This is a genomic window from Uliginosibacterium gangwonense DSM 18521, assembly GCF_000373965.1.
GTDB lineage: Bacteria > Pseudomonadota > Gammaproteobacteria > Burkholderiales > Rhodocyclaceae > Uliginosibacterium > Uliginosibacterium gangwonense.
Genome location: NZ_KB892846.1, coordinates 149,892 through 171,161, shown reverse-complemented (window position 1 = coordinate 171,161; position 21,270 = coordinate 149,892). Strand labels below are relative to the sequence as shown.

The following is a 21,270-nucleotide window of genomic DNA, read 5'->3' as shown; positions in this document are numbered from 1 at the left end:
TCCGATTCAGTCATCAGAGGCTTACATCGGTGAATCTGAAAGGATGTTTATATACTTGTGTATATAGCGATCAAAAAGGTAAGCTTTGTCCACTGTTATGAGTGGAGGTGCAATGATGTGGCGTGGTCTGGTTTTGGCGGTGGGTTTGGGGGCGTTTGGGCAGGGTGCTTGGGCGGATGTGAGTCTGTATGCAGCCGGGAGTTTGAAGGGGGCGCTCAGTGAGGTGTCTGCGGCGTATACGAAACAGACGGGGATTGCGGTCAAGGCTGAGTTCGGGCCTTCCGGGATGTTGCGTGAGCGCATCGAGAAGGGTGAGCACGTCGGGGTGTTTGCGTCTGCGGACATGAACCATCCCCGCAAGTTGGCCAGTTCCGGCAGGGCGGATTTTGTGGTGCGCTTTACAGGGAATCGCCTGTGCGCCATGGCCAAGCCGGAGATCGGCCTGAGCACTGAGAACGTGCTGGAAAAAGCCTTGTCGTCCGCCGTAAAGTTGGGAACTTCCACCCCTGGTTCGGATCCCTCCGGTGACTATACCTGGAAGATTTTCGACAAAGCGGATGTTCTCCAACCGGGAGCAGGCAAGGCCTTGAAGGCCAAGGCCCTACAACTGGTGGGTGGCCCGAATTCGGAGGTGATTCCAGAAGGGCATAGTGCAGTGCCTTATATGTTTGCAACGGGCAAGGCGGATATGTTTATTGCGTATTGCACGACCGGCAAGGCTGCGCGTTCAGAAGGTGTTGCATTGAGCGTGGTCGATCTGCCATCGGCTTTAGCTCAAAGTGCGGATTACGGGATGGTGGTGTTGGATAAGGCTCCTGCTTCGGCCCAATTCGCGCTGTTCGTACTCTCAGAACCAGGGCAGGCTATTCTTGGAAAATGGGGATTCGAGGTGGTGGGAGGTCGCTGAGTGTTGGTTTGGATTTGATGGAAATAGCGGATTTTACGTTTGTGTATGGCCGTCATTTTTGATCCATCCTGTAGATGGTGTTTATGCATTATGTATTTTTTGTGGTGTGCAAACCCAGCGATGTGATCTTGGCGTTGTGGGTGGGGGTTGGCCGTCCGTCGTATGCCGTTGAAATCGTGATGGCGTGTGGGGCATGATGTTCGCCGTGCTACTGATCAATGGTGGCAGAGCGAGGATTGCATCGTGTCAGAACCGAATTCCCTTTATGTCCGCGTACATCTGTCAAAGGATGCGTTTGAGCGCTTTTTGAAAAGCCAGACGGTCGCGGCCAGTCACTTCAATGACTGGATGCCTTGGTTGGGGCAGGCGGAGGTGTATGGCGGGCCTTTGTCGGAGCAATGGCTGGCAGAGGTGAGTGAGGGGCATCAACCCGGTACGGTGGAGGATGCGCTGGCTGCCTGGGTGGATGATGGGTGGGCGATGGCGCGATCCGTGTATGACGAGGCGACCGAGACCTGGATGTTCGGCTGTTTGCAGTTTTCCGAAAATTATGGCGAATACATGGTGTATCTGCCATTGATGCGTGCGGTGGAAGCGTTTAAGGATCGGGCCGGGGATGATTTCATGGTCGTTTATCCCCGCATATGGGGGCCGACTGATTGTCATGTTGTATGCATATCTCTGTCGCAGGATGGTGGGGCCCTTTGCGATGAGTTTTCACCTCGGATGAGGGCAGAGGCAGACGGTTTCTTGCAGCGGCTTTTCCCATAATAACCTGCTGATCGTTGGCGATACGGCGCTTTTGGGCGAAGCCCGGGTTGCTTGTATTCTTCAAATGCTGCCATGCTGGTGGAGGGGTTGATCTCCTGCCTAGGGCGACCCTTTCATCATCCGTGTAAGCCTGTGTTTTGCCGTGTTTATCTGGGCTGACGCACAGATTGGCTGTGGCATACTGAAGACTCCTGGCAGGCGCTTGGGCCTGCGTTTGAACATGGGGTTCAGGATGCGAAGCCGCTATTGCTTGGCTGTGCTGTGTGTTGGCGGGATACAGGGTTGCACTTCCCTGCAGATGCCTTCACTCGATTTTACCGCTTCCTCGCCAGAGGATTTGCGGGCCTGTGCCAGACATTTCAGTGTTGAGGGGAATTTCCTGGCAGGCAGACAGTTCAGGAGTTTCGTCGAGTTCCCGAGAACGACGCAGGGCGGCGCGTTTGATGATCTGCTTCCTGTGGTGTCCGACGGCGGCTATCTGGTCAGCAGTGTGGATCGGGATGTAGGCATGATCAGCGCCAACAAAGGGGGCACCTCGCACGATGGGCGCGGCAGCGTGCTGAATGTGAATATTCGGAAGTCCTCGCCTTCCGGGGTACAGGTCGATCTGGTCTACAGCGCGCCGGGCGGGGTTTTGCCCTTGACCGAGGATGTGCAGAAGGAGTTCTGCCGCTTGCTGGAGGCTGTGAAAGAACATCCAGAAAAAATTACCCCTGTAAATACCACGCAGGAGGGGGCTGTGGCGATGCGGCGCCCAAGTGTGCTTGAGCCAACGGCCAGTCAGCGCAAGCGCATCAGGGAGGCTGTGGGTAAGAAAACCGGGATTGAGGCAATCGACCGGGAAATCAAGGAAGCTGCGCCGCTCATTACCCAGATCATTGAATTGCATGGATGCTGGTATTTCCTGCCAGGGGAAAACAATCAGGCAAGCTATCCCTTGCGGGCATTTGAAGCGCCGGGCGTCTCCACCTGGGCTCAGGGCTCGGTCAGCCGTCCGATGGCGCTGGCGCATCACGCCAAGAATAGCTGCGTACCCGTGAACCGTATTGTGGGCTGGGCTGCGCCCGCGCGGGGGGAGTTGAATTTTGAGGTGGTGTATATGTCCGATAGCAGCGGTGAGGTTCGCCGCATTCAGTACAACATGATCAAGACGGCGGGCACTGCGTGGTTACTGCAGGACGTGCTGCCCAGGTGATGTTGGGCGTGTGTGCCGCCCAGACAATGACAAAAGCCCCTGTGACGGGGCTTTTGCAGTCTACGGGCTGAGAGGCGCTCAGACAGCCGGTTTGGAGGTGAGGCGGCGCAGGCGGTCTGCGGCGGATTCCTTGGCTTCTGGCAGATCCCCGGCGGCGATCTTGCGGGCTTCTTCCACTGCATTGGAGCGATCAATCGGCTTTTGGCCGATGTCGGCCACGATGCGGCTGGCCTCTGCCTGGGTACGGAGTTGGGCAGCCTTGTTGGCCAGCGCATTCAGTGCAGAGGAGTGGTCGGCTGCGCCAGATTGGAGGGCACGCACCTCTTCCTGTTGTTCCAGGCGCAGTTTCTGGCGTTCTTCTTCCGCCTTGGCCATGGCAATGGCGCGGATGGCTTCCTTGGCCTTGCGGTCGAAGTCGTTGAGCTTCTGCTCAATGGTTTTGAGGATGTCTTCAAGCGTGTCGACCAGCTCCTTGGCCTCCTTGGCTTCGGCTTCCTCAATCGGAAGTTGCTGACGCTCGGCTTCCAGGTTGTCGGCGAATTCGTTGAGGGTCTGTTCGTCGATTTCCCCGCGCTCGAACTTGGCGATCAGGATCTCCGCCGCCTTCTCATCTTTGACGATCAGCGCGGCCAGCTTGTTGAATTCGTCCTGCTCCTTGGTGAAGGACTGACGGGCGCCTGCAAGCTTGAGCGCAATCTCGCGCATCTTGGCCTGGAGGTTTTCACGGTCAACTTCGGTGGCGGTTTCGGGGTCGAAGGACGCAAGTGCTTCCGAAATGGAGTCACCCAGTTTGCCAAAATGCTTGGCGATCAACGCCATCGAGAGTTTCCAGCCGTTTGCCATAGATATGTGCTCCTGTTGTGATGCTGTATAGAGTGGTGTCTGTGGTGCCCTTGCAGATGGGCGTTGTCAGTATGTTTTCAGTCTGAGTGGGTCGATGGTCAGGCCGATCATGAAGTCGACATGAATCTGCTGTTTGCGTGCGCCATCAAGGGACTCAAGTATCTCGAATGAAATCAGCAGGTGCTCTTTGTTGCCATCCGGAAGGGTACGCACGTAGGGCATGAAGCGGATTTCCTGGCGCAGCCCGGATACACCGGCCTGGTCATCCAGGCGTGTTTCCGTGGCGCAAAAAGGGCTGATATAGTCCCCACCCGGCACATCACGGGTGTAGTGCAGGCAATCCTCGCCAGCCAGGGCTTCTTCAATGCGTGCGGAAGGGATGCCGAGGGCAGCCAACTGGTCTGCACTTAGGTAGTAGTCGGTTTCACCCAGGCCATAGCCTTCACCCATGTAGAGGCGTTGTTCTTCTTCCGTTTGGGGAATCAGGCGATAGAGGAATTGGTAATAGCCGATCTCTTCGATGGCCCCCGCAGCGCCGAAGACTTGCAGAAAGGCTTCACCCTGACCCAGACGATCACGCCCCACATCGGTGTAGAACCGGTAGATGGGCAGATCCGGGTTGTCTTCCAGCTTGACGCGGCTGATGCTGATAACCGGGAACTCCGCTGCAGGCGGCGTGGTGATCAGCCCCCCCTGGAGGACGGCGAAATCCGCGCGCGGAATGCCAAACATGCTGCCGATGCTCAGCCCCAGGGGGAGTCCTTCGTCTTGCGTTGCCAAGCGGGATATCGCCTTGGCCTGTGCTTCCTGTTCGCGTACTGCAGCCTGTTTTTCCAGAATGCGTTTGCCTAGATTGAACCAGCCCATGCCCGATCTTGCCTCACTTCAATGAATAGTTGGATTGGACGCCGTTGCCCGCATCGGCAGCCTTGGGGCTGCGAGAGAAGAGGGTACGCCAGATGGCTCTGGTGATTTTAAAGACGATGACAGCAAAAACAACCATGGTGATGAATGCCAGCAGCTTGGCCCAGAACGGAGTGGCTTCGCCCGCCCCCCCTGCTGAAGTGGCGACGGCGCTGCCATCTGCACCACCTGTACCGGTGGTAGTGGGGCTGGGTGAAGCATGGGATGCTGTAGAGCGCCCCAGCATGAACCAGAAGGCGTTGGACCAGAACGATGAGCCGTTATTGTTGTGGTTGTAGGTCTGATAATTCGGTTGTTGCTGCATGGAAGGGTTATAGCCCGCTCCAGGATTCTGGGTTTGCGTAATAACGGGTGGGGGCGTCGCAGGTGCAGCACCGCCAGGGGTGGGGGTGTTGAGTGCCGGAGTGCCTGAGCTGGGGGTCTTGTTGCTCAGGTTCTGTTGGCTGCGTATCGCGTTGGAATTGGCGGCAGAGCGCCCCAAAGCGCTGCCCAGTGCACTTGTTTGCGCAGATTGGGTTTGGGGCTGGGGTTGAGGCGCGCTCTTGCTGGGTTTGCTGCCAAAACTGCCGAAGGAAGAAGATGAGCTGCTTTTGGCTGCGCTGCTACCGCTTGGGCTGCTGGTGCTTTTGCTTGAGGAGCCGCTGCCAAAGCTGCCAAATGAGGATGAGGTGCTGCCCCTAGAGCTGCTACTGCTCGAGCGGCTGCCAAAGCCGCTGGAGGACGATCTGCTCGAAGAAGAATAACTGGAAGACCGACTGCTTTTGGCGTCGACCGACTGGAGGGGCGCGATGGCAACCGCCAGGGCCAGGAGTAGAGCGCTGAATACTTTCATCTTGTAAAGGGATTCCCCGATGCAGGCTGGTCTAGATACTGTTATCCGCATCATAACGCATGGGTGGTCAAAAAGATGACATCCCCGTATCGCCAGCAACGGGGTTCAGCGCTTGAAGGCCAGCACCAGCACTCCTGCTGCCACCATGGCAATACCGCTCCAGTCTCGCAGGCTGGGCCGTTCGCCGAGGAAAATGACCGCGAAGATGGCTACCAGCACAAGGCTGAGTTTGTCGATGGGGGCAACCTTGGATGCATCTCCCGCCTGCAGGGCACGGAAATAGCAGACCCAGGAGGCCCCAGTAGCCAGCCCCGATAGGCCCAGGAAGAGCCAGGTCTTCCCCGAGAGCTCAAATGGGTTGCTCCACTTGCCCGTCAACCACACGAAGGCAGAAAGGATGATGATGATGATCGAGGTGCGAATCAAGGTGGCCAGATCCGAATCCACTCCTCGGATGCCGATTTTGGCAAAAATGGCCGTCAGCGCCGCAAAAACGGCTGAAAGCAGGGCCCAGTAGGCCCAGTTGTTGCTGGAGTTCATGATCAGTACGGGCTAAAACAGTGGTCCATCATATAACAGCTGAGAATACCAAGGGGCGCCTAGACTGATCGACCTTGTGGTTGTCAGTGCCTGGGCATCAAGGTTTGATGCCATGCAGACCCTAGCCAATCTCCAACCGGAAACGAACCCCTTCGGCGTCTGCTGCCTGGAGGATGCGGGCGAGTTCCTCCAACTCCTCTATGACGCCTTCGCCGCCGGAAAGTTCGGCTGCTGCGTCAGGCGTGGTCTTGAGGTGATTGAGCAGGGCGAGCACCACGATCAGGCCTTCTCCCGCATCGTTCCACTCGGTACTTGGGCCGAGCAAATCAATGAGTTCATCAGAATCGCCATCAAAATCGACGGGAACCTCCCGGCTGTCGGCAAGCACCGAGAGGGAGACCAAATCGGCGTCATCCGCAATTTCTTCCAGCACTTCGATGTTTGCGGCCAGCGCTTCGCCCAGGCCAGGATCGAATTCATCTGTTTCCAGAGGCTGCTCAAATACCGGATAGATTGCCAAGCTCATGCTGTGCTCCCGATTGTAGACTAAACCTTGCAAGTGCAAGGGATAAATACGGGCAGGTATGTTCCTCATATTACGCCATCAGGTATTGCAATCTCAAGTACGCTGAAGCGGGTCGATATCGCATGCCTCTGGCGCCATATTTACACGGGTGAGCTTACAAATGTGGTGGATGACGATGCGGCGCGCACATCTACAGCGCGTAATTCATGTGAATTGATTTGATTGTCTGTCAAAAGCGGTAAATGGACGTAAAAAAACAATGCCAGCGCAGTCTGTTTCGGGCCGGATGGTGTAGAGACAATGCTGTGTGCAGGCACCGCGATCGGGTTTGCTGCCATGGATGTGTGGCGCATGCGCGTATTCGTGAATCTTTTGGGAGCATATGAGATCCATGCAGTTCAATACATTAGCTAAAACGTGTGCTGGGGTTGTATTACCGTTTGTCATGGTTGCCTGCGGCGGCGGGGGCTCAAGCAGCAGTTCGAACAGCACAACAGAATCCTATGTGCTCAGCGGCACCGTTTCGGGGCTGACCACCGATGGCCTGGTCATCTCAAACGGCAGCAGTACGTTGGCACTGGGTTCCGGGGCCAGCAGCTTCAGTTTTGGTTCTACCAGCGGTAGTTATGCAATCAAAGTAGCAACTCAACCCGATGGGCAAACCTGCTCGGTAAGCAATGGTTCGGGGACCCTGGCGGCCACTGTATCCAACGTGGCGGTCAGCTGCCGTGGCTATATGGCATATGTCACCAATGGCTCCAGCTCCAGCATCGGGCAGTTCAGCGTAACATCTGGCTCTGGGCTGCTGGTGCCATTGTCAACGGCTACGATCAGTACAAGCTACCAGCCCTCTACCATCATGCTGACCAGCGACGGCAAGTATGCCTACGTGGCACATGGCAACAACAAGGCAATTGCCGCCTATAGTGTATCCAGCGCGGGTTTGAGTTCCCTCGGTTCAGTCAATGGCGCCAGCAATAGCTATGCGCTGGCAATCAGCCCCGGTAATTCATATCTGTATTCTGCAGACTACAGTGCGGTGACTGTATCGCAGTTTACAATCGGTACGGACGGCTTGCCTGCCGCAATGTCACCGGCAACGGTGACTGCGGGTGTCAATCCTAATGGCATGGTTGTGGCGCCTAATGGGAAGTATGCATACGTAATCAATTCGAGTGCGAACACCATTTCGCAGTACAGTGTGGGCAGCAATGGCGCCTTGACAGCCTTGAGCACTGCCACGTTTGATGTGTCCTCAATCGGAACTGGCCCGCAGGCGTTAGCAATCGATCAAAACAGCAGTTACCTGTATGTTGCCCTGCTCGGTAGCAACAAAGTGGCACAACTGAAAATTGGCAGCACAGGTCTTTTGTCTGTCATGTCGCCAAGCAGTGTGATCGCCGGAACGAGTCCAAATGGCATCGTGCTCAGCTCAAACGGTAAATATGCATATGTCACCAATGGTGGTTCGAGTACAGTCAGCCAGTACCTTATCAGTAGCGGGGCGCTGACCGCAATGTCCACCTCAAGTGTTGCAACCGGCAATGGGCCTGTTGCTTTGGCAATCAGCCCGGATGGAAAGTACGTCTATACAAGCAACTACACGGCCTCGACCATCTCGCAATTCAGCGTGGGTTCGGCGGGTGCATTGACGGCGTTGAGCACGGCCAGCATCAGTAGCAATGGCACCTATCCAACAGGCATTGCGGTGCGTTGAGTTGAGGTATTGAACGGTAATCTCTGCCTGTGGAGGGCCGCCTTGGCGGCCCTTGTCATTTTCAATCAGTCTGGCAGCCACATACGGGCCGTGCGACCCGGTAGTGAGAATTGATAGTAACTGCTGCTGATGTTGACGATGTTGCCATTGCTCAGCGTGTCGCGGTAATTGCGATACCAGTAAAATTTCTCATTGGTATTCACGTTGAAGTCGACGGTATAGCCACACTTGTTGATTCCGGCAACGCCTTCTTTCCCACGTCTGAAGAGCAGGGCGCAGTCGTTTGAAGCCAGTACCTCGTAGGCTTGCCCCAGCACGCGCTCATGGAACTTGATCCCGGCCACAATGTGGGACGCATTGTACTGGCCCACCCATCTGGCATTGTCGGTGCGGCCATCCGAACCGTCGTCAAATACCATCGGTACACCGTCTTCGCGCCCCAGCAAGTAGGCGTAGGCGAGTTTTTCATCCGTGGCATCCAGGATCAGATAACGGAAGCCGCTGTTGTAGGGGATGTCGTGCGTGACGGGGACAGTGACAGCGCGCAACCCTTCCAGTGCCTGACCATTGCTCAGTGGTTGGGCCAGCGCTGTCATGCTACCACTCATCGCAAAGGCGTTTTTGATGGTATTCAGCAGAGGGAAATCATAGGCCCGGAATTGCGCGGGTAATTGCGATAGATAGGGCTTCATGAATGTTTCATAGTCGCTGTTTCCCGTTCCGCCCCCTGTAATAATTTCTGCGAAAATGAATGCGCCGCTGCGGATGTCGGATTGAAAGAAGGACGAGATCGAGCTGTAAGGCATGTGCTTGGCTGCATCAATGCGAAACCCCTTGACGCCCAGCCCCTTGAGGGCTCGCAGATAATCTACACGGCGATCATTGACGTAGGTATTGCTGCTATCGGTATCTTTCAGATCAGGCATGCCACGGTCACCACTGCCGCCGCAGATGCGCCCATGTGTGGATTGGTAGGTATCTGTCCAGTTTGTGATGCAGAAGGCATCATGAAAATCCCAGGAACTGAACAAACCGACACTGAGATCGCCAAATAACTTCTGGGCATTCCAATAACTGGAATTGCTGGCGTAGGTTGATAACGCAGCCGAACCCGGGAAGTCTGTGGCGTTACCGCGTTCATTGGCCATCTGATTGAGTACCGCATCCGCATAAACGGCGATACCACGTGCGGCCAACGTGTCAATCATGGTTTTGAACTGCTCTTTGTTTCCTCTACAATGGTCGATCACCCGGTAGTCTTGTGGTTGATAATGCTGCCACCAGGCGCAATTGCTGCTGTCCGTCTTGATGGGTGGCACGACCAACACAGCCTTATAACCAGCATTTTTGATGGCATCGGCATTACTTGTTACCCGGTCATACCGCCAGTCAAAAGCGTGCATAATTACATCTGCACAAGCGTTTGCAGTCAATGCGGCCATGCCAACGAGCAGCAAGAACCGTTTCCAGAGTGGACTGATGTGCTTCATGTGTATCCTCGCTTTGTTGATGGAAGGAATTGATGCAAGTACACACCGAATAAAAAGCTCGGTAGAAAAGCCCTGATGAGCCAGAGCAGGAGGCATATAAAAACCAGAAGCATGCAAACGGTGTACGGCGCCATCGCCAACACCCGGTAAGCGCTCAAACCTTAGGATAAAAGACCGGCAGTCGCCAATACCCCTTTGCTCAAAGGGCACCGTGCATCATTGTTTTGTCTCCATGACTGTGCTTGGCATCGTTATATAAATAACGCGCCTATTTTCTTTTGCGGCAACGCAGCAAGACGACATTTTTGGGTCATCCAGTGTTTTGTCACCGGTTACAAAATTAGCACAAAAACTACGGATGCATAGCAAAAGGGTGAACAGATACTTCAGTGGTAAGTGCTCGTATTTTCTGACCAGATTCCCATCAAATTATTTAATAAATTGATGAATATGAGCGTTCCGAACTAAGTTCTATAACTTTGGTATAGGGGATTTTGTTTCTGAAATCGGGATGCCGTATGCCCTTTTGGGTAGGGTATTTTTCTGTGTAAGATTCGATCTGGGCAAAAATTCTTCTATTTTTGTAAGCGCTTACGGCAGTGCATTTGCCAAGTGTCAGGCAATGGGCGCGCAGAGTATTCGGCCATTCTGTTCAAGGCTTACCGAAATCGGGGGCGCAGGCGCGAATCATCCCCGGCAGCGCACGGGGATGATCGATATGGTGAGAATCGTTAGTCTGCAGAGGGTTTATTGTGCTTTCCGATCTTCGCGGCGGTCCTTGCGATCGCGGTGCAGGTCGGCGCGGTCGCGGGCGAGATCACGGTGATCCTTGCGTACTTCGTGCTTGTCTTCTCTGCGCTCCCGATCAATGGCCTTGGCTTCGACCTTGTTGCCGGACTGGATGGCGACTTTTTCTGCGCGTCGATCTTCGCGTACCTCTTTTTTGTCGGCCGCCAATTCACGGCGGTCTGAACGGATTTCCCGTTTGTCATGGCGAATTTCGCGGTTGTCCTGTTTGACCGGGTCCGCAGGAGGTGTTTGAGCCAGCGCAGGCAGGGTGACAGCAACGGCGAGGGCAGCAAAAAAGAGTTTGGCGTTCATGTGTAAAGCTCCATCGTTAAGTGTGCGCTAACGCCGATGAGCGTCGCTGAGTGCAATAACGAGTGCCGTGTCCGGGAAGCTGACGCCGAGATGTAAGAAATTGTCGGTATTTGTCACGCTTTTTTGCAGTTGTGTTGGCAATGTGCGGAGTATGGAAAAACGGGGCTGCATCTGCAGCCCCGTTTATGTTCATGCTTTTTGCATGAATAGGCTTGTGGCACAGCCTAGCATCGCCATGGTCAGCACGATTACGGCGCCGGAGGGGAGATCCAGCAGGGCCGAGACGACAAGGCCAATGGCATAGGCACTTGCCCCCAGCGCGTAGGCCAGTAGTAGCCTGCGTTTGCCGTGCAGTATGCGTGTGGCCAATGCGGGGATGATCAGTGAGGAGAACACCAGATACACTCCCACCAGTTGTACCGAGGCGGTGACGGCGACGGCAAAGATGGCATAGAACCCAAAGCGCCCCATGTGGCGGGCAAAGCCGAACCATGCGGCAAGCACCGCTGCGGTGAGGATGGCAGTGGCAATGAGCTGGCTTGTGTTGACCCACAGGATCTGGCCTACGAGCAGATCCTTCAGATGCTCGCCACCATGTGGATTGCCTGCCAGCAGGAGGATGCCGATGCAGGAGGCGATGACGAAGAGCACCCCGATCAATGCTTCCTGAATATCAGGCCAATGTCGCTCCGTCCAGGTCAGCAGCAGAGCGCCGACAAGTGCTGCCGAGATTGCTGCGACTTGCATGGCCCAGCCTTCAGGCTCCAGCCCGGCCACATCTGCCGCGATGACACCAATGCCTGCGATCTGGGCAATTGCCAAGTCGATGAAGACGATGCCACGCTCCAGTACTTGCGCGCCCAGGGGCACATGGGTGGCGAGCACTAACAGCCCGGCGATGAAAGCCGGGAGCAGGATGCCCAGATCAAGGGAGAGGTGCGTCATTGCAGGCCTTTCAGGAGTTGGGCGATGGTGTCGTCAAACATGCCAAACAGATCCTTGGCGCGTTCGCTGCCCCCTACGCTGAAGGGTACGACCACGACCGGGATATGGGCGTGCTGGCTCAACCATTCGGCACCGCGATTGTCGTTATAGGCCGAGCGCACAATGAAGCGGGCGGGTTGCGTTTGCAACTGGTTGAGTACTTCGCTCAGATGGCTGCTGGTGGGTTCTACCCCAGGCTTGGGTTCCAGAGTGGCGACCTGGTTGAGCCCCAGCCAGTTTTCCAGGTATGGGTAGGCTTTATGCTGAACAACTATCCTGGCACCCCGCAGCGGAGCTGCCTCTTTTTCCCATCGGGCCTGGGCTGCCTTCCAGCGGGTCTGGAAGTCTTGCAGGCGCGCCTTGTAGGTGGCTGCGTTGGCCGGGTCAAGCTGGGCGAGGCGCTGGCCTAATGCATCGGCTACTTTGGCAATATTATGCGGATCGGTTTGAATATGGGGGTTGCCTGCCGCATGCACATCGCCATCCGCACGGTCCAGGCGAGTGGGAATTTCCAGCTTTGTGACGAAGCTGGCGGCCTCAAAGTAGCCCGGTTGTCCTGGTTGAACTTTGGTGTTGCCGGATTGACGCAGCAGCACGGGCAGCCAGCCGGTTTCCAGCTCGGCCCCTGTGCAGGTAAGCAGGTCGGCATTACGCACGGCGGCAATCAGGCTGGGGCGGGCCTGGATGTGGTGGGGGTCTTGCATGGCGGTGGTGGCCGAATAGATGTCGGCCTTGTCGCCTGCCAGTTCCTGGCTCAACGCGGCCCATTCGGGTTCGCAGGCGACAATGCGTAGCGCGGCATGCGCGGGCAGGCTGAAGAAGCTGGCCGTGGCAATGGCAAGCACGGCAGTGCGATGAAATTGTTTTGTCATGGTGATGCTCCGTTGGTTTAGTAGCTGTGCGCGCCGTGGGCGCCCAGGCTCATCTGATATTGCAGAGTGACTTGTTGGTCCTTGAGATCGCGGCGAGACTTGTCTTGGGCCACTTGCAGGCGGATGCGGCTGAATTCGCTGGGGTTCCAATCCACCATCAGACTGGTCTTGCTGGGCCGGAAGCGTTCGTCACCCAGGACAAGGGCATTACTTCCGTAATCTACGGTGCCGGAATTCAGGCGTTCATAGCGCGCTCCAACCCGCCAATTGGGGATGAACTGGTAGACGCTTTGCACATACCAACCAGACTGTGCGGTGCGGTAATCCCCTTGGGTGTTGGCATTGGCAGTGTCATATACAAGCTGGCCTTTTTCCATGCGGCGATAGAACTCCCCTTGCAGTTTTAGGTTTTGGCGTTCGCCATTACCGTTTGGTGCCCACTTCCAGACGAAGTCTGCGCCCACAATGTTGGAGGTACCGGTAAAGCTATCGGTAACGTTCGTATTGGCTAGATTGGTATCTGTTTGGCTGCGGTTTTGTGGTGTATGGCGCAACCAGGATAGCCCGGCTCGCCAGCTCTGGCTCACGCCGATGTCATCCCCAACATGGGCGAACACCGCCTGTGAGCCGGGCTTGTTGCGCTGGCTGTCAGCGCCCGGGAATTCCTTGCCACGGCCCATTTCGCTACCGAGTTCCACAAACATGCGGGTAGGGGCGACCCAGCTTGCCTGAATCCCTTCTTGCGCATATTGGCCGCCGAGGAAAGCCTGATAGACCAGCGGGCTGTCGGCAAAATCCCAGGCGTGGGCGTGTTGCCCGTTGATGTAGCCGATACCGGAGAAGAAGCGCCCCGCTTTGAGTCTGAATCCCGCAGGCATGGCGGTGGTCTGGATGAAAGCTTCTTCGGCATGGATTTTATCGTCGGCTCCGACTGACAAGGTTAGGTTGCCGTAGAAGAGCTGATCGACGTTGGCCGAGAAGTTGACTTCCGATTCCCCGAGGCTGAAGCCACGGGAGCCTGGGCCGATGTCGCCACCGGGGGCGAAACCGGTGATGCGGTAGCCATCAGGATTCCGCTTGAAATTGGAGTAGGAGCCGGAGAGCACCATACCGATTTCCGGGTTGAAGGCATTGCCACCTGCTGCGGGGGTTGAAGGGGCGGAATTGGCAGGGGCGTTTTGCGCTGCCTGCTCGGCTTTGTTGGCGGTGGCCTCCGCGTTCTGGAGACGCGTCTCAAGTTCGTTGATGCGCTTTTCATAACCCTGGCGCAAGGTGTCGATTTCCTGGCGGATTTGTTGTAGATCGGCAGAGTCTGCCGCCAGGGCAGGGATAGGACTGAGGCCGAGCGCGGCCAGGATGATGGCACTGCGGCAGGCGTGATGGTGGTGCTTATACATGCGTTTTCCTTTATGGGGGCGTCATCAAGCTTCGCCTCTGGCAGACAGCGATGACGAAACAATTCGTGCGCATGGCAAATCGCCAGCACAGGGTGAAAACAGTCAGTTTGGAAATGGCGATCCGTGGCTGCACAGGCACAACACATCACATGGCAGAAATCGGGTTTCGGCTATGTCAGATGCTTGATCCGTACAGGTGGATATCAGGCTTGCAGAGGTGGGGCGCGGGACTGAAAGGCGTGGGCCACGGCCACGAAGGCCGTTGTCTGCCCTGGCGAGACGTAGAGCCACCAGGACGTTGCGGTAGCCTGCGGTGGCGTCTGCGCATTCAGGGCTGCGCCCAATGCGGCAAAGGCCAGGCACTCTTCGCACAGATGCTGGGGTGCTGTGGGGGACTCTTTGTGAGGCGAGGTGGACGCCAGCGCTTCGCCAAGGTGCCTGAGTGCGTGCACGGCTGCGCCTTGCTGCCCAAGCAGCAAGAACAGCGTGATGCACACAAGAAGCAGGCGTTGTCGCACGGCGAGTCCAAAAAATGAGAAGCCAGGGAGGAGTATAACAATGCAACTGGGTTGCATGTAAACCCTTTTTAAAGTGTGAGTATCGCCTGGGAATGTGGCAATAACGTGAATCCGGCTGATCCGATGTGTGGTGGTGCCTGTATTTGCGTATACATGCCAACGCATCGCCTTGTATTTTTATGGCATATTTTGGATACATGTGCGGCTCTGCGTGCCAGCCAGAATCTGTTGCCCTGCGGACTGATTCGTGCTGAGGATTTCCTCTGTTTTGCGCACCTTCAGCAACGCCTCTGGACTATTTGTATCAAGGCGAATGGCGGAGTGTAAAGAAGTGTAGGGCGCCCTATTCCTTTAGTAACATTTTTGGCGTAATCTAGAAAAAGCGGTCAGGCCACTAGCCGGTTTGTGGGCTGAATTGCTAGCAAAAATAACAAGGAGACTATGTGATGTATGTCAAACCATTTCGGCCTGCTTTGGCAGCGCCGATCGTTCTTGCATGCCTGCTTCAAGCGTGTGGTGGGAACAGCGGGGATTCTTCCAGTAGCAGCACAACGGCGACACCAAGCGAATCAATTACTGCGGTTACGACTGTTTCGGGGTGGGCAGCACAAAACCCGGACCCAAACAATGCGGCTGCGGTCTTGCCACCAACCGGGGGTGAGGGGGCGCCTGCCACCAACATTTATGTGGCGACGACGCGTGCGGAACTCCGCGATGCGCTGCTCAACAAGGGCAGTGCTACCTATGCCACAAACGCCAGTGCAGCTGCGTTGGAGCCCAAGATTGTCTACATCAAGGGCACTCTCTACGGTACTGATCTGGGGAATGGTCAATATGCCACAGAGGATACCTACAAGGCGGCCAATACCACCTGTGGCAAGTGGGATTTTGATCTGTATGTGAAGAGTTTCGATTCTGCTTACGTCACTGACCTGCAAACCAAGGCTACAGCAGGGGATGCGACTGCCACGGCTAGCTTGGCCAAGGTGAAGGCTCAGGGTTCGGCACGTACCAATTGTGCCAACGTGCAGAAGGCGCAGATACAGTTTTCGGTGCCCTCCAACACGACGATTCTGGGTGTCGGGAATGATGCCAAGATCATTGATGGCTATCTGGAGCTGAATGCGCGCACCAACGTGATCGTGCGCAACCTGGAAATCCAGGCGGTGCAAGACCGCTTCCCGGCCTGGACGCCCAGTGACGGCCCAACAGGTAACTGGAATGCGCGTTACAAGGGCATTACGGTGGTGACAGGCACTCGCCTTTGGTTTGACCACCTGACCTTAAGCGATGCAGGCCATCCAGATAGCCAGGAGCCTATTATTTATGGCAAACACGTACAGCGTCACGATGGTCTGCTGGATATGGAAGACGGCACGGATTATGTGACGATCTCCTATTCCATTTTCCGTAATCATGACAAAACGATCATGATCGGCTCGGGTGATGGCAAGGCTGCCAGGGATCGGGGCAAGAACCACATGACCTTCTTTGGCAACTTGTTTGATAACTCGCAAGAGCGCTCACCACGCGTGCGTTTTGGCCAGGTGCATATCTACAACAACTACTTCAGAGGAAGTGTGGATGATGTGGATTACCCGATGCTAAGCCGCGCGCTGAATGGTGGGCATTATTTCATCGGGATGGGGATTGAATCGATGATTCTGTCTGAGGCCAATGCTTTTGAGTACAAAGGCACTGGGGCGGACGAATACATTATTGTGGATAACTTCAAGGGCTATCAGTTCAAGGATAATGGCTCATGGTTCAACGGCTTACCGCTTGCCAGCAGCACGATCAATACTGTGGCCAAGGCCCGGTATGATGCGGTCAAGGCTGCCGCAGTGGCTACTGCGCAATCGGCAGGCGCTGCCGTGGAGGATTGGGCTACCCATGAATTCACCAACGAACTGGGCTGGACACCTCCTTACACCTACACACCGGCCAAGACCGAAGCGGGCCTGAAGGCGCATGTGCTGGCCAACGCCGGGGCAGGCAAGATGACGGTGAAGGCGCCTTGATGCAGTAATCAAGGGGCGGCCCAGCCCGCCCCTTGTGCTGCCTTTTCTCAGCCCTTTTGCTCTTTCCCCTGCTTGATCGAGGCGGAATTGATGCAATAGCGCAAGCCTGTGGGTGCCGGGCCATCTTCAAACAGATGGCCCAGGTGGGCGCCGCATTGTTTGCAGATGACTTCGATGCGGTACATGCCGTGGCTGAAGTCTTCTACCTGTTCGATGTTGTCCGGCGTGTTTGCCGAGTGGAAACTTGGCCAACCGCAGCCTGCGTCAAACTTGGTGGCCGCGTCAAACAGGTCTGCGCCGCAACAGCGGCAGTAGTAGCGCCCAGGCGTCCAGTTGTTCCAGTATTCGCCGGTAAAGGGGCGCTCGGTTCCTTTGAGCCGGGTGACGCGATAATGCTCGGGATCAAGCAATTCACGCCATTCGGCATCGCTCTTCTCTATCGTGCGGGGCATGTGTTTTCCTCTTGTGGGATGTATCTTCAATACCTTACGGCATTTTTCAGCGGCTTTGGAGGGGATGATCCGGTATAATCCGCGCCTTCTATGATCCGGTCTGTCCCGGCTCCTCTCCACTGAGTACTGTGCCCATGTCCGAAATCCTCAAGCTCCGTGGCGCTCCCGCCTTCTCGGCTACCCGCCTGTCCCGCCTTTCTGATGCTGTGTCTGCCGCTGCGCCCAAGGTGCAAGGTGTGTGGGCCGAGCACTGGTATCTTGTCGAGGTGTCTGCCGCGCTCACCGCGCAGGAACAGGAACGCCTGGTCGACCTGCTGGGGGCCCATCCGGCCAGCCCGGCCGTGCCCGAAGGTGTTGCGCTGTTTGTGACCCCGCGCCTGGGCACGATCTCGCCCTGGTCTTCCAAGGCGAGCGATATCGCGCATAACTGCGGGTTCGAGAAGATCGTGCGTATTGAGCGCGGCACAATGTTCACGCTCGCCATCAAGAGTTTGGACTCCACTGCACGCGACGCAGTGCTGGCGGTGCTGCATGACCGCATGACCGAATCGGTGCTGGATGGTGTCGAAGCTGCCGGGCAATTGTTTGCCCACTATGCACCGCAACCGCTCACCACGGTAGATGTGGTTGGTGGCGGGCGCGAAGCGCTGGTGGCCGCCAACGTGGAGCTTGGGCTGGCTTTGTCGGACGACGAGATCGATTATCTGGTTGAAAACTTCGTGCGTGTGGGCCGCAACCCTACCGACGTGGAACTGATGATGTTCGCGCAGGCCAACTCTGAGCACTGCCGCCACAAGATTTTCAATGCCGACTGGATCATCGACGGCGCACCGCAGAGCAAGAGCCTGTTCGGCATGATCAAGGATACCCACAAGGCCACGCCGCAAGGCACCGTGGTGGCCTATTCGGACAATGCTTCGATTATCGAAGGGGCCGAGATTGACCGCTTCTACCCGGATGCCAACGGCCAGTGGACCTACAAGCGCGAGCTGACCCACTTGCTGGCCAAGGTGGAAACGCACAACCACCCGACCGCCATTTCCCCCTTCCCAGGTGCTGCAACGGGCTCCGGCGGTGAAATCCGTGACGAAGGCGCCACCGGCCGTGGTTCGCGCCCCAAGGCCGGGTTGGCGGGGTTCTCGGTGTCTAACCTGAACATTCCCGGTGCTGTGCAGCCCTGGGAAAAATCCTACGGCAAGCCCGAGCGCATTGCCTCGGCGCTGGACATCATGATTGAAGGCCCGCTGGGCGCAGCCGCTTTCAACAACGAATTCGGTCGCCCGAACCTTACCGGTTACTTCCGTACCTTTGAGCAGGAAGTTCAAGGCGAGGTGCGCGGCTACCACAAGCCGATCATGATCGCAGGCGGGGTCGGTAGCATCCAGGCTACCCAGTCGCAAAAGATCAAGTTTGCACCGGGCACGCTGCTGATCCAATTGGGTGGGCCGGGCATGCTGATTGGTTTGGGCGGCGGCGCAGCGTCTTCCATGACCACCGGCACCAACACGGCGGACCTGGACTTTGCCTCCGTGCAGCGGGGCAACCCGGAAATCCAGCGCCGTGCGCAGGAGGTGATCGACGCCTGCTGGCAACTGGGCGAGCAGAACCCGATTCTGGCCATCCATGACGTGGGCGCAGGCGGCATCTCCAACGCTTTGCCGGAACTGGCGGATTCGGCTGATCTGGGCGCGCATTTTGAGCTGCGCGAAGTGAAGATTGAAGAGCCGGGCATGAGCCCGCGTGAAATCTGGTCCAACGAGGCGCAAGAGCGCTATGTGCTGGCGATTGCGCCGGAAAATCTGGCCCGCTTCGAAGCCTTCTGTGCCCGTGAGCGCTGCCCGTTTGCGGTGGTGGGCACCGCTTCCGACGACGGCCACCTGGTGGTGAGCGACCGTCACTTTGGCAACAAGCCGGTCGACATGGAAATGCAGGTCCTGCTGGGCAAACCGCCCAAGATGACCCGCGACGTGGCGACCCGCCAGATCTTCCTGCCGCCGTTTGATGTGACTGAAATCGAAGTGAAGGAAGCCGCGCTGCGCGTCTTGCGCATGCCTGCGGTAGCCTCCAAATCCTTCCTCATCACGATTGGCGACCGCTCGGTGGGTGGCTTGACTGCGCGTGACCAGATGGTTGGCCCCTGGCAGACCCCGGTAGCTGATGTGGCGGTGACGGCGATGGGTTTCCACGGTTATCTGGGTGAAGCCATGGCCATGGGTGAGCGTACCCCCTTGGCATGTGTCAGCCCGGAGGCTTCCGGCCGCATGGCGGTGGGGGAATCCATCACCAACCTGATGGCCGCCGATGTGGCGAGCCTGGAAACGGTAAAGCTCTCCGCCAACTGGATGGCAGCTTGCGGCCACCGTGGCGAAGACGTGCGTCTGTTTGAAACCGTGAAGGCCGTGTCCGAATTCTGTATCGGTGCCGATCTGGCGATTCCGGTTGGTAAGGATTCGCTGTCTATGAAGTCGGCATGGAGCGATGCGGGTGAGGCCAAGCAGGTGGTATCTCCCCTGTCCATGATCGCCACGGCCTTTGCGCCGGTGGGTGACATCCGCAAGACGCTTACCCCGCAATTGCAACTGCAAGCGGGCGTGGAAACCGAGTTGGTGCTGATTGATCTGGGATTCCAGAAGCATCGCCTGGGCGGCTCGATCCTCGCCCAAGCCTACAATTCGGTGGGCGAACATGCACCGGATATCGATGCTGCCACACTCAAGAAATTTGTAGCCGGTTTGCAGGCATTGAAGCAAGACAGCTTGGTGCTGGCTTACCATGATCGCTCCGACGGTGGCCTTTTCGCCACGCTGGCTGAAATGGCCTTTGCTTCACGCAGCGGTATTTCGGTGGAGCTGGATTCGGTATGCTTTGACGATATGATGAGTGACGTCGACGGCAGCGAAAAGCGCCCCGATCTGCTCAAGGGCCGCTTCAACGACCGCGTGTTTGGTGCGTTGTTCGCAGAAGAGCTGGGTGCCGTCATCCAGATTCGCCGTGCTGATCGTGAGAAAGTCCTAGCGCACCTGAGCGCAGCCGGGCTAGGGGCCGCGACCCACTTTATCGGCTTCCCGAGTGATCGCCAGCAACTGCGTATCCGCCGTAATGCCAAGATGGTATTCGAAGAGGATATCCATGTGCTGCTGCAGGCATGGAGCGAAGTGAGCCACGAAATCGCCCGCATCCGGGACGATGCCGAAAGCGCAGATCAGGAATTTGTCGCGCTGGCAGATCGTGCAGACCCCGGCATGTCGGTCAGCCTGACTTACGACCCGGCAGAGGATATTGCTGCGCCGTATCTGGCCAAGGCACGCCCCAAGGTCGTGATCCTGCGCGAGCAGGGGGTCAATTCGCAGAACGAAATGGCCTCCGCGTTTGAAGCCGCCGGGTTTACGCCGTATGACGTGCATATGTCAGACCTGATGGCGGGCCGGGTGACTCTGGCTGATTTTCACGGGCTGGCCGCCTGCGGGGGCTTCTCGTATGGTGACGTGCTGGGCGCGGGGCAGGGGTGGGCCAAGTCGATTCTCTTCAACGACAAGCTGCGTGAGCAGTTTGCGGCCTTCTTTACCCGTCAGGACACCTTCGCGCTGGGCGTGTGTAACGGCTGCCAGATGATGAGCAACCTTGCCGAGATCATCCCTGGTGCCGAAGCTTGGCCGCGCTTTGCCCGCAACAAGAGCGAGCAGTTCGAGGCCCGCACCGCACTGGTCGAAGTGCTGGAATCTCCCTCCATCCTGTTTGCAGGCATGGCTGGTAGCCGCATGCCTATCGTGGTCAGCCACGGCGAAGGTCGTGCGGTGTTCCAGCATGAAGGGGATCAGGCCAAGGCACTGGTGGCCGTGCGCTTCATTGCCAATAACGGCGAAGTCGCCAGCCAGTATCCGGCCAACCCGAATGGCTCACCAGCGGGGACTACCGGGCTGACAACGCCGGACGGGCGCTTCACCATCATGATGCCGCACCCGGAACGCTGCCGCCGCACGGTACAGATGAGCTGGGCGCCGAGTACCTTGGGTGAGGACTCCCCCTGGATGCGGATGTTCCGCAACGCCCGTAAGTGGCTGGGGTAAAGGTATCTGTTGCATGAAGAATGCGGCCTGCGGGCCGCATTTTTTATGGTTGTAGACGAAAAAATGCCCATGATGTGTCATGGGCATTTCATGTTGCAGCAGCGCATGAGCCT

Annotated in this window: 19 protein-coding genes; 7 read left to right on the top strand and 12 right to left on the bottom strand. The window is 56.9% G+C overall.

From position 1 onward, the window contains the following. The first annotated feature begins 112 nt into the window (after positions 1-112). From B145_RS0112275 to B145_RS0112260, 3 genes are all read left to right on the top strand, one after another. A complete protein-coding gene (locus B145_RS0112275) occupies positions 113-907 on the top strand; it encodes a molybdate ABC transporter substrate-binding protein (protein ID WP_018607710.1) in 795 nt (264 codons plus the stop codon). A gap of 243 nt (positions 908-1,150) precedes the next feature. After that, on the top strand, positions 1,151-1,678 hold the full coding sequence (locus B145_RS27515; protein WP_157288392.1) for a hypothetical protein: 528 nt from the start codon (positions 1,151-1,153) through the stop codon (positions 1,676-1,678). 298 nt (positions 1,679-1,976) lie between these two features. Beyond that, complete coding sequence (locus tag B145_RS0112260) at positions 1,977-2,873, top strand: hypothetical protein (protein ID WP_157288391.1); 897 nt, start codon at positions 1,977-1,979, stop codon at positions 2,871-2,873. A gap of 78 nt (positions 2,874-2,951) precedes the next feature. On the opposite strand, the gene B145_RS0112255 is transcribed toward B145_RS0112260, so the two are convergent. The 3 genes from B145_RS0112255 to B145_RS28635 form a co-directional block, all read right to left on the bottom strand. After that, positions 2,952-3,716: a hypothetical protein gene (locus B145_RS0112255; RefSeq protein WP_211209823.1), complete on the bottom strand. Its 765-nt coding sequence runs from the start codon at positions 3,714-3,716 to the stop codon at positions 2,952-2,954. 66 nt (positions 3,717-3,782) lie between these two features. Then, positions 3,783-4,583 (bottom strand): DUF2491 family protein, encoded by an 801-nt coding sequence (locus B145_RS0112250; RefSeq protein ID WP_018607700.1) that lies wholly within the window; start codon positions 4,581-4,583, stop codon positions 3,783-3,785. A 13-nt stretch (positions 4,584-4,596) separates the two neighbouring features. Beyond that, positions 4,597-5,121 carry a hypothetical protein gene (locus B145_RS28635; protein WP_018607698.1) on the bottom strand — a complete coding sequence of 175 codons (525 nt, stop codon included), beginning with the start codon at positions 5,119-5,121 and terminating at the stop codon, positions 4,597-4,599. Positions 5,122-5,182: 61 nt separating this feature from the next. Here B145_RS28635 and B145_RS28630 point away from each other — a divergent pair, with 61 nt between their 5' ends. Further along, positions 5,183-5,383, top strand: a complete 201-nt coding sequence (locus tag B145_RS28630) for a hypothetical protein (RefSeq protein ID WP_018607696.1) — start codon at positions 5,183-5,185, stop codon at positions 5,381-5,383. A gap of 194 nt (positions 5,384-5,577) precedes the next feature. Here the strand turns inward: B145_RS28630 and B145_RS0112235 are convergent, their stop codons facing one another. Beyond that, positions 5,578-6,012, bottom strand: a complete 435-nt coding sequence (locus B145_RS0112235; RefSeq protein WP_018607695.1) for an EamA family transporter — start codon at positions 6,010-6,012, stop codon at positions 5,578-5,580. A 121-nt stretch (positions 6,013-6,133) separates the two neighbouring features. Further along, positions 6,134-6,538, bottom strand: coding sequence for a hypothetical protein (locus tag B145_RS0112230; RefSeq protein ID WP_018607694.1), 405 nt, complete (start codon positions 6,536-6,538; stop codon positions 6,134-6,136). Positions 6,539-6,929: 391 nt separating this feature from the next. On the opposite strand from B145_RS0112230, the gene B145_RS0112220 reads away from it, so the two are divergent. Next, positions 6,930-8,255, top strand: coding sequence for a lactonase family protein (locus B145_RS0112220; RefSeq protein ID WP_169558550.1), 1,326 nt, complete (start codon positions 6,930-6,932; stop codon positions 8,253-8,255). A gap of 65 nt (positions 8,256-8,320) precedes the next feature. On the opposite strand, the gene B145_RS0112215 is transcribed toward B145_RS0112220, so the two are convergent. The 6 genes from B145_RS0112215 to B145_RS25460 form a co-directional block, all read right to left on the bottom strand. Continuing rightward, complete coding sequence (locus tag B145_RS0112215; protein WP_018607691.1) at positions 8,321-9,745, bottom strand: alpha-amylase family glycosyl hydrolase; 1,425 nt, start codon at positions 9,743-9,745, stop codon at positions 8,321-8,323. A gap of 747 nt (positions 9,746-10,492) precedes the next feature. Next, positions 10,493-10,846 carry a hypothetical protein gene (locus B145_RS25465; protein ID WP_018607690.1) on the bottom strand — a complete coding sequence of 118 codons (354 nt, stop codon included), beginning with the start codon at positions 10,844-10,846 and terminating at the stop codon, positions 10,493-10,495. 189 nt (positions 10,847-11,035) lie between these two features. Next, positions 11,036-11,791, bottom strand: a complete 756-nt coding sequence (locus B145_RS0112205; RefSeq protein ID WP_018607689.1) for a metal ABC transporter permease — start codon at positions 11,789-11,791, stop codon at positions 11,036-11,038. Beyond that, positions 11,788-12,702, bottom strand: coding sequence for a metal ABC transporter substrate-binding protein (locus B145_RS0112200; protein ID WP_018607688.1), 915 nt, complete (start codon positions 12,700-12,702; stop codon positions 11,788-11,790). Before B145_RS0112200 ends, B145_RS0112205 begins: the two co-directional genes overlap by 4 nt. A gap of 17 nt (positions 12,703-12,719) precedes the next feature. Continuing rightward, the gene (locus tag B145_RS0112195) at positions 12,720-14,099 is read right to left on the bottom strand and encodes a carbohydrate porin (RefSeq protein WP_018607687.1); all 1,380 of its coding nucleotides are present in this window, start codon (positions 14,097-14,099) and stop codon (positions 12,720-12,722) included. A gap of 203 nt (positions 14,100-14,302) precedes the next feature. After that, entirely contained in the window at positions 14,303-14,617 is a 315-nt protein-coding gene (locus tag B145_RS25460; RefSeq protein WP_157288390.1) for a hypothetical protein, read from the bottom strand. Between the two features lie 446 nt (positions 14,618-15,063). Here B145_RS25460 and B145_RS25455 point away from each other — a divergent pair, with 446 nt between their 5' ends. After that, entirely contained in the window at positions 15,064-16,638 is a 1,575-nt protein-coding gene (locus B145_RS25455) for a pectate lyase family protein (protein WP_018607685.1), read from the top strand. Between the two features lie 47 nt (positions 16,639-16,685). Here B145_RS25455 and msrB read toward each other — a convergent pair whose 3' ends face one another. After that, the gene (gene msrB, locus B145_RS0112180) at positions 16,686-17,090 is read right to left on the bottom strand and encodes a peptide-methionine (R)-S-oxide reductase MsrB (RefSeq protein ID WP_018607684.1); all 405 of its coding nucleotides are present in this window, start codon (positions 17,088-17,090) and stop codon (positions 16,686-16,688) included. A 134-nt stretch (positions 17,091-17,224) separates the two neighbouring features. Between msrB and purL the strand changes: the two genes are divergently transcribed. Further along, positions 17,225-21,157 (top strand): phosphoribosylformylglycinamidine synthase, encoded by a 3,933-nt coding sequence (purL, locus tag B145_RS0112175; RefSeq protein ID WP_018607683.1) that lies wholly within the window; start codon positions 17,225-17,227, stop codon positions 21,155-21,157. The last annotated feature ends 113 nt before the right edge of the window (positions 21,158-21,270 follow it).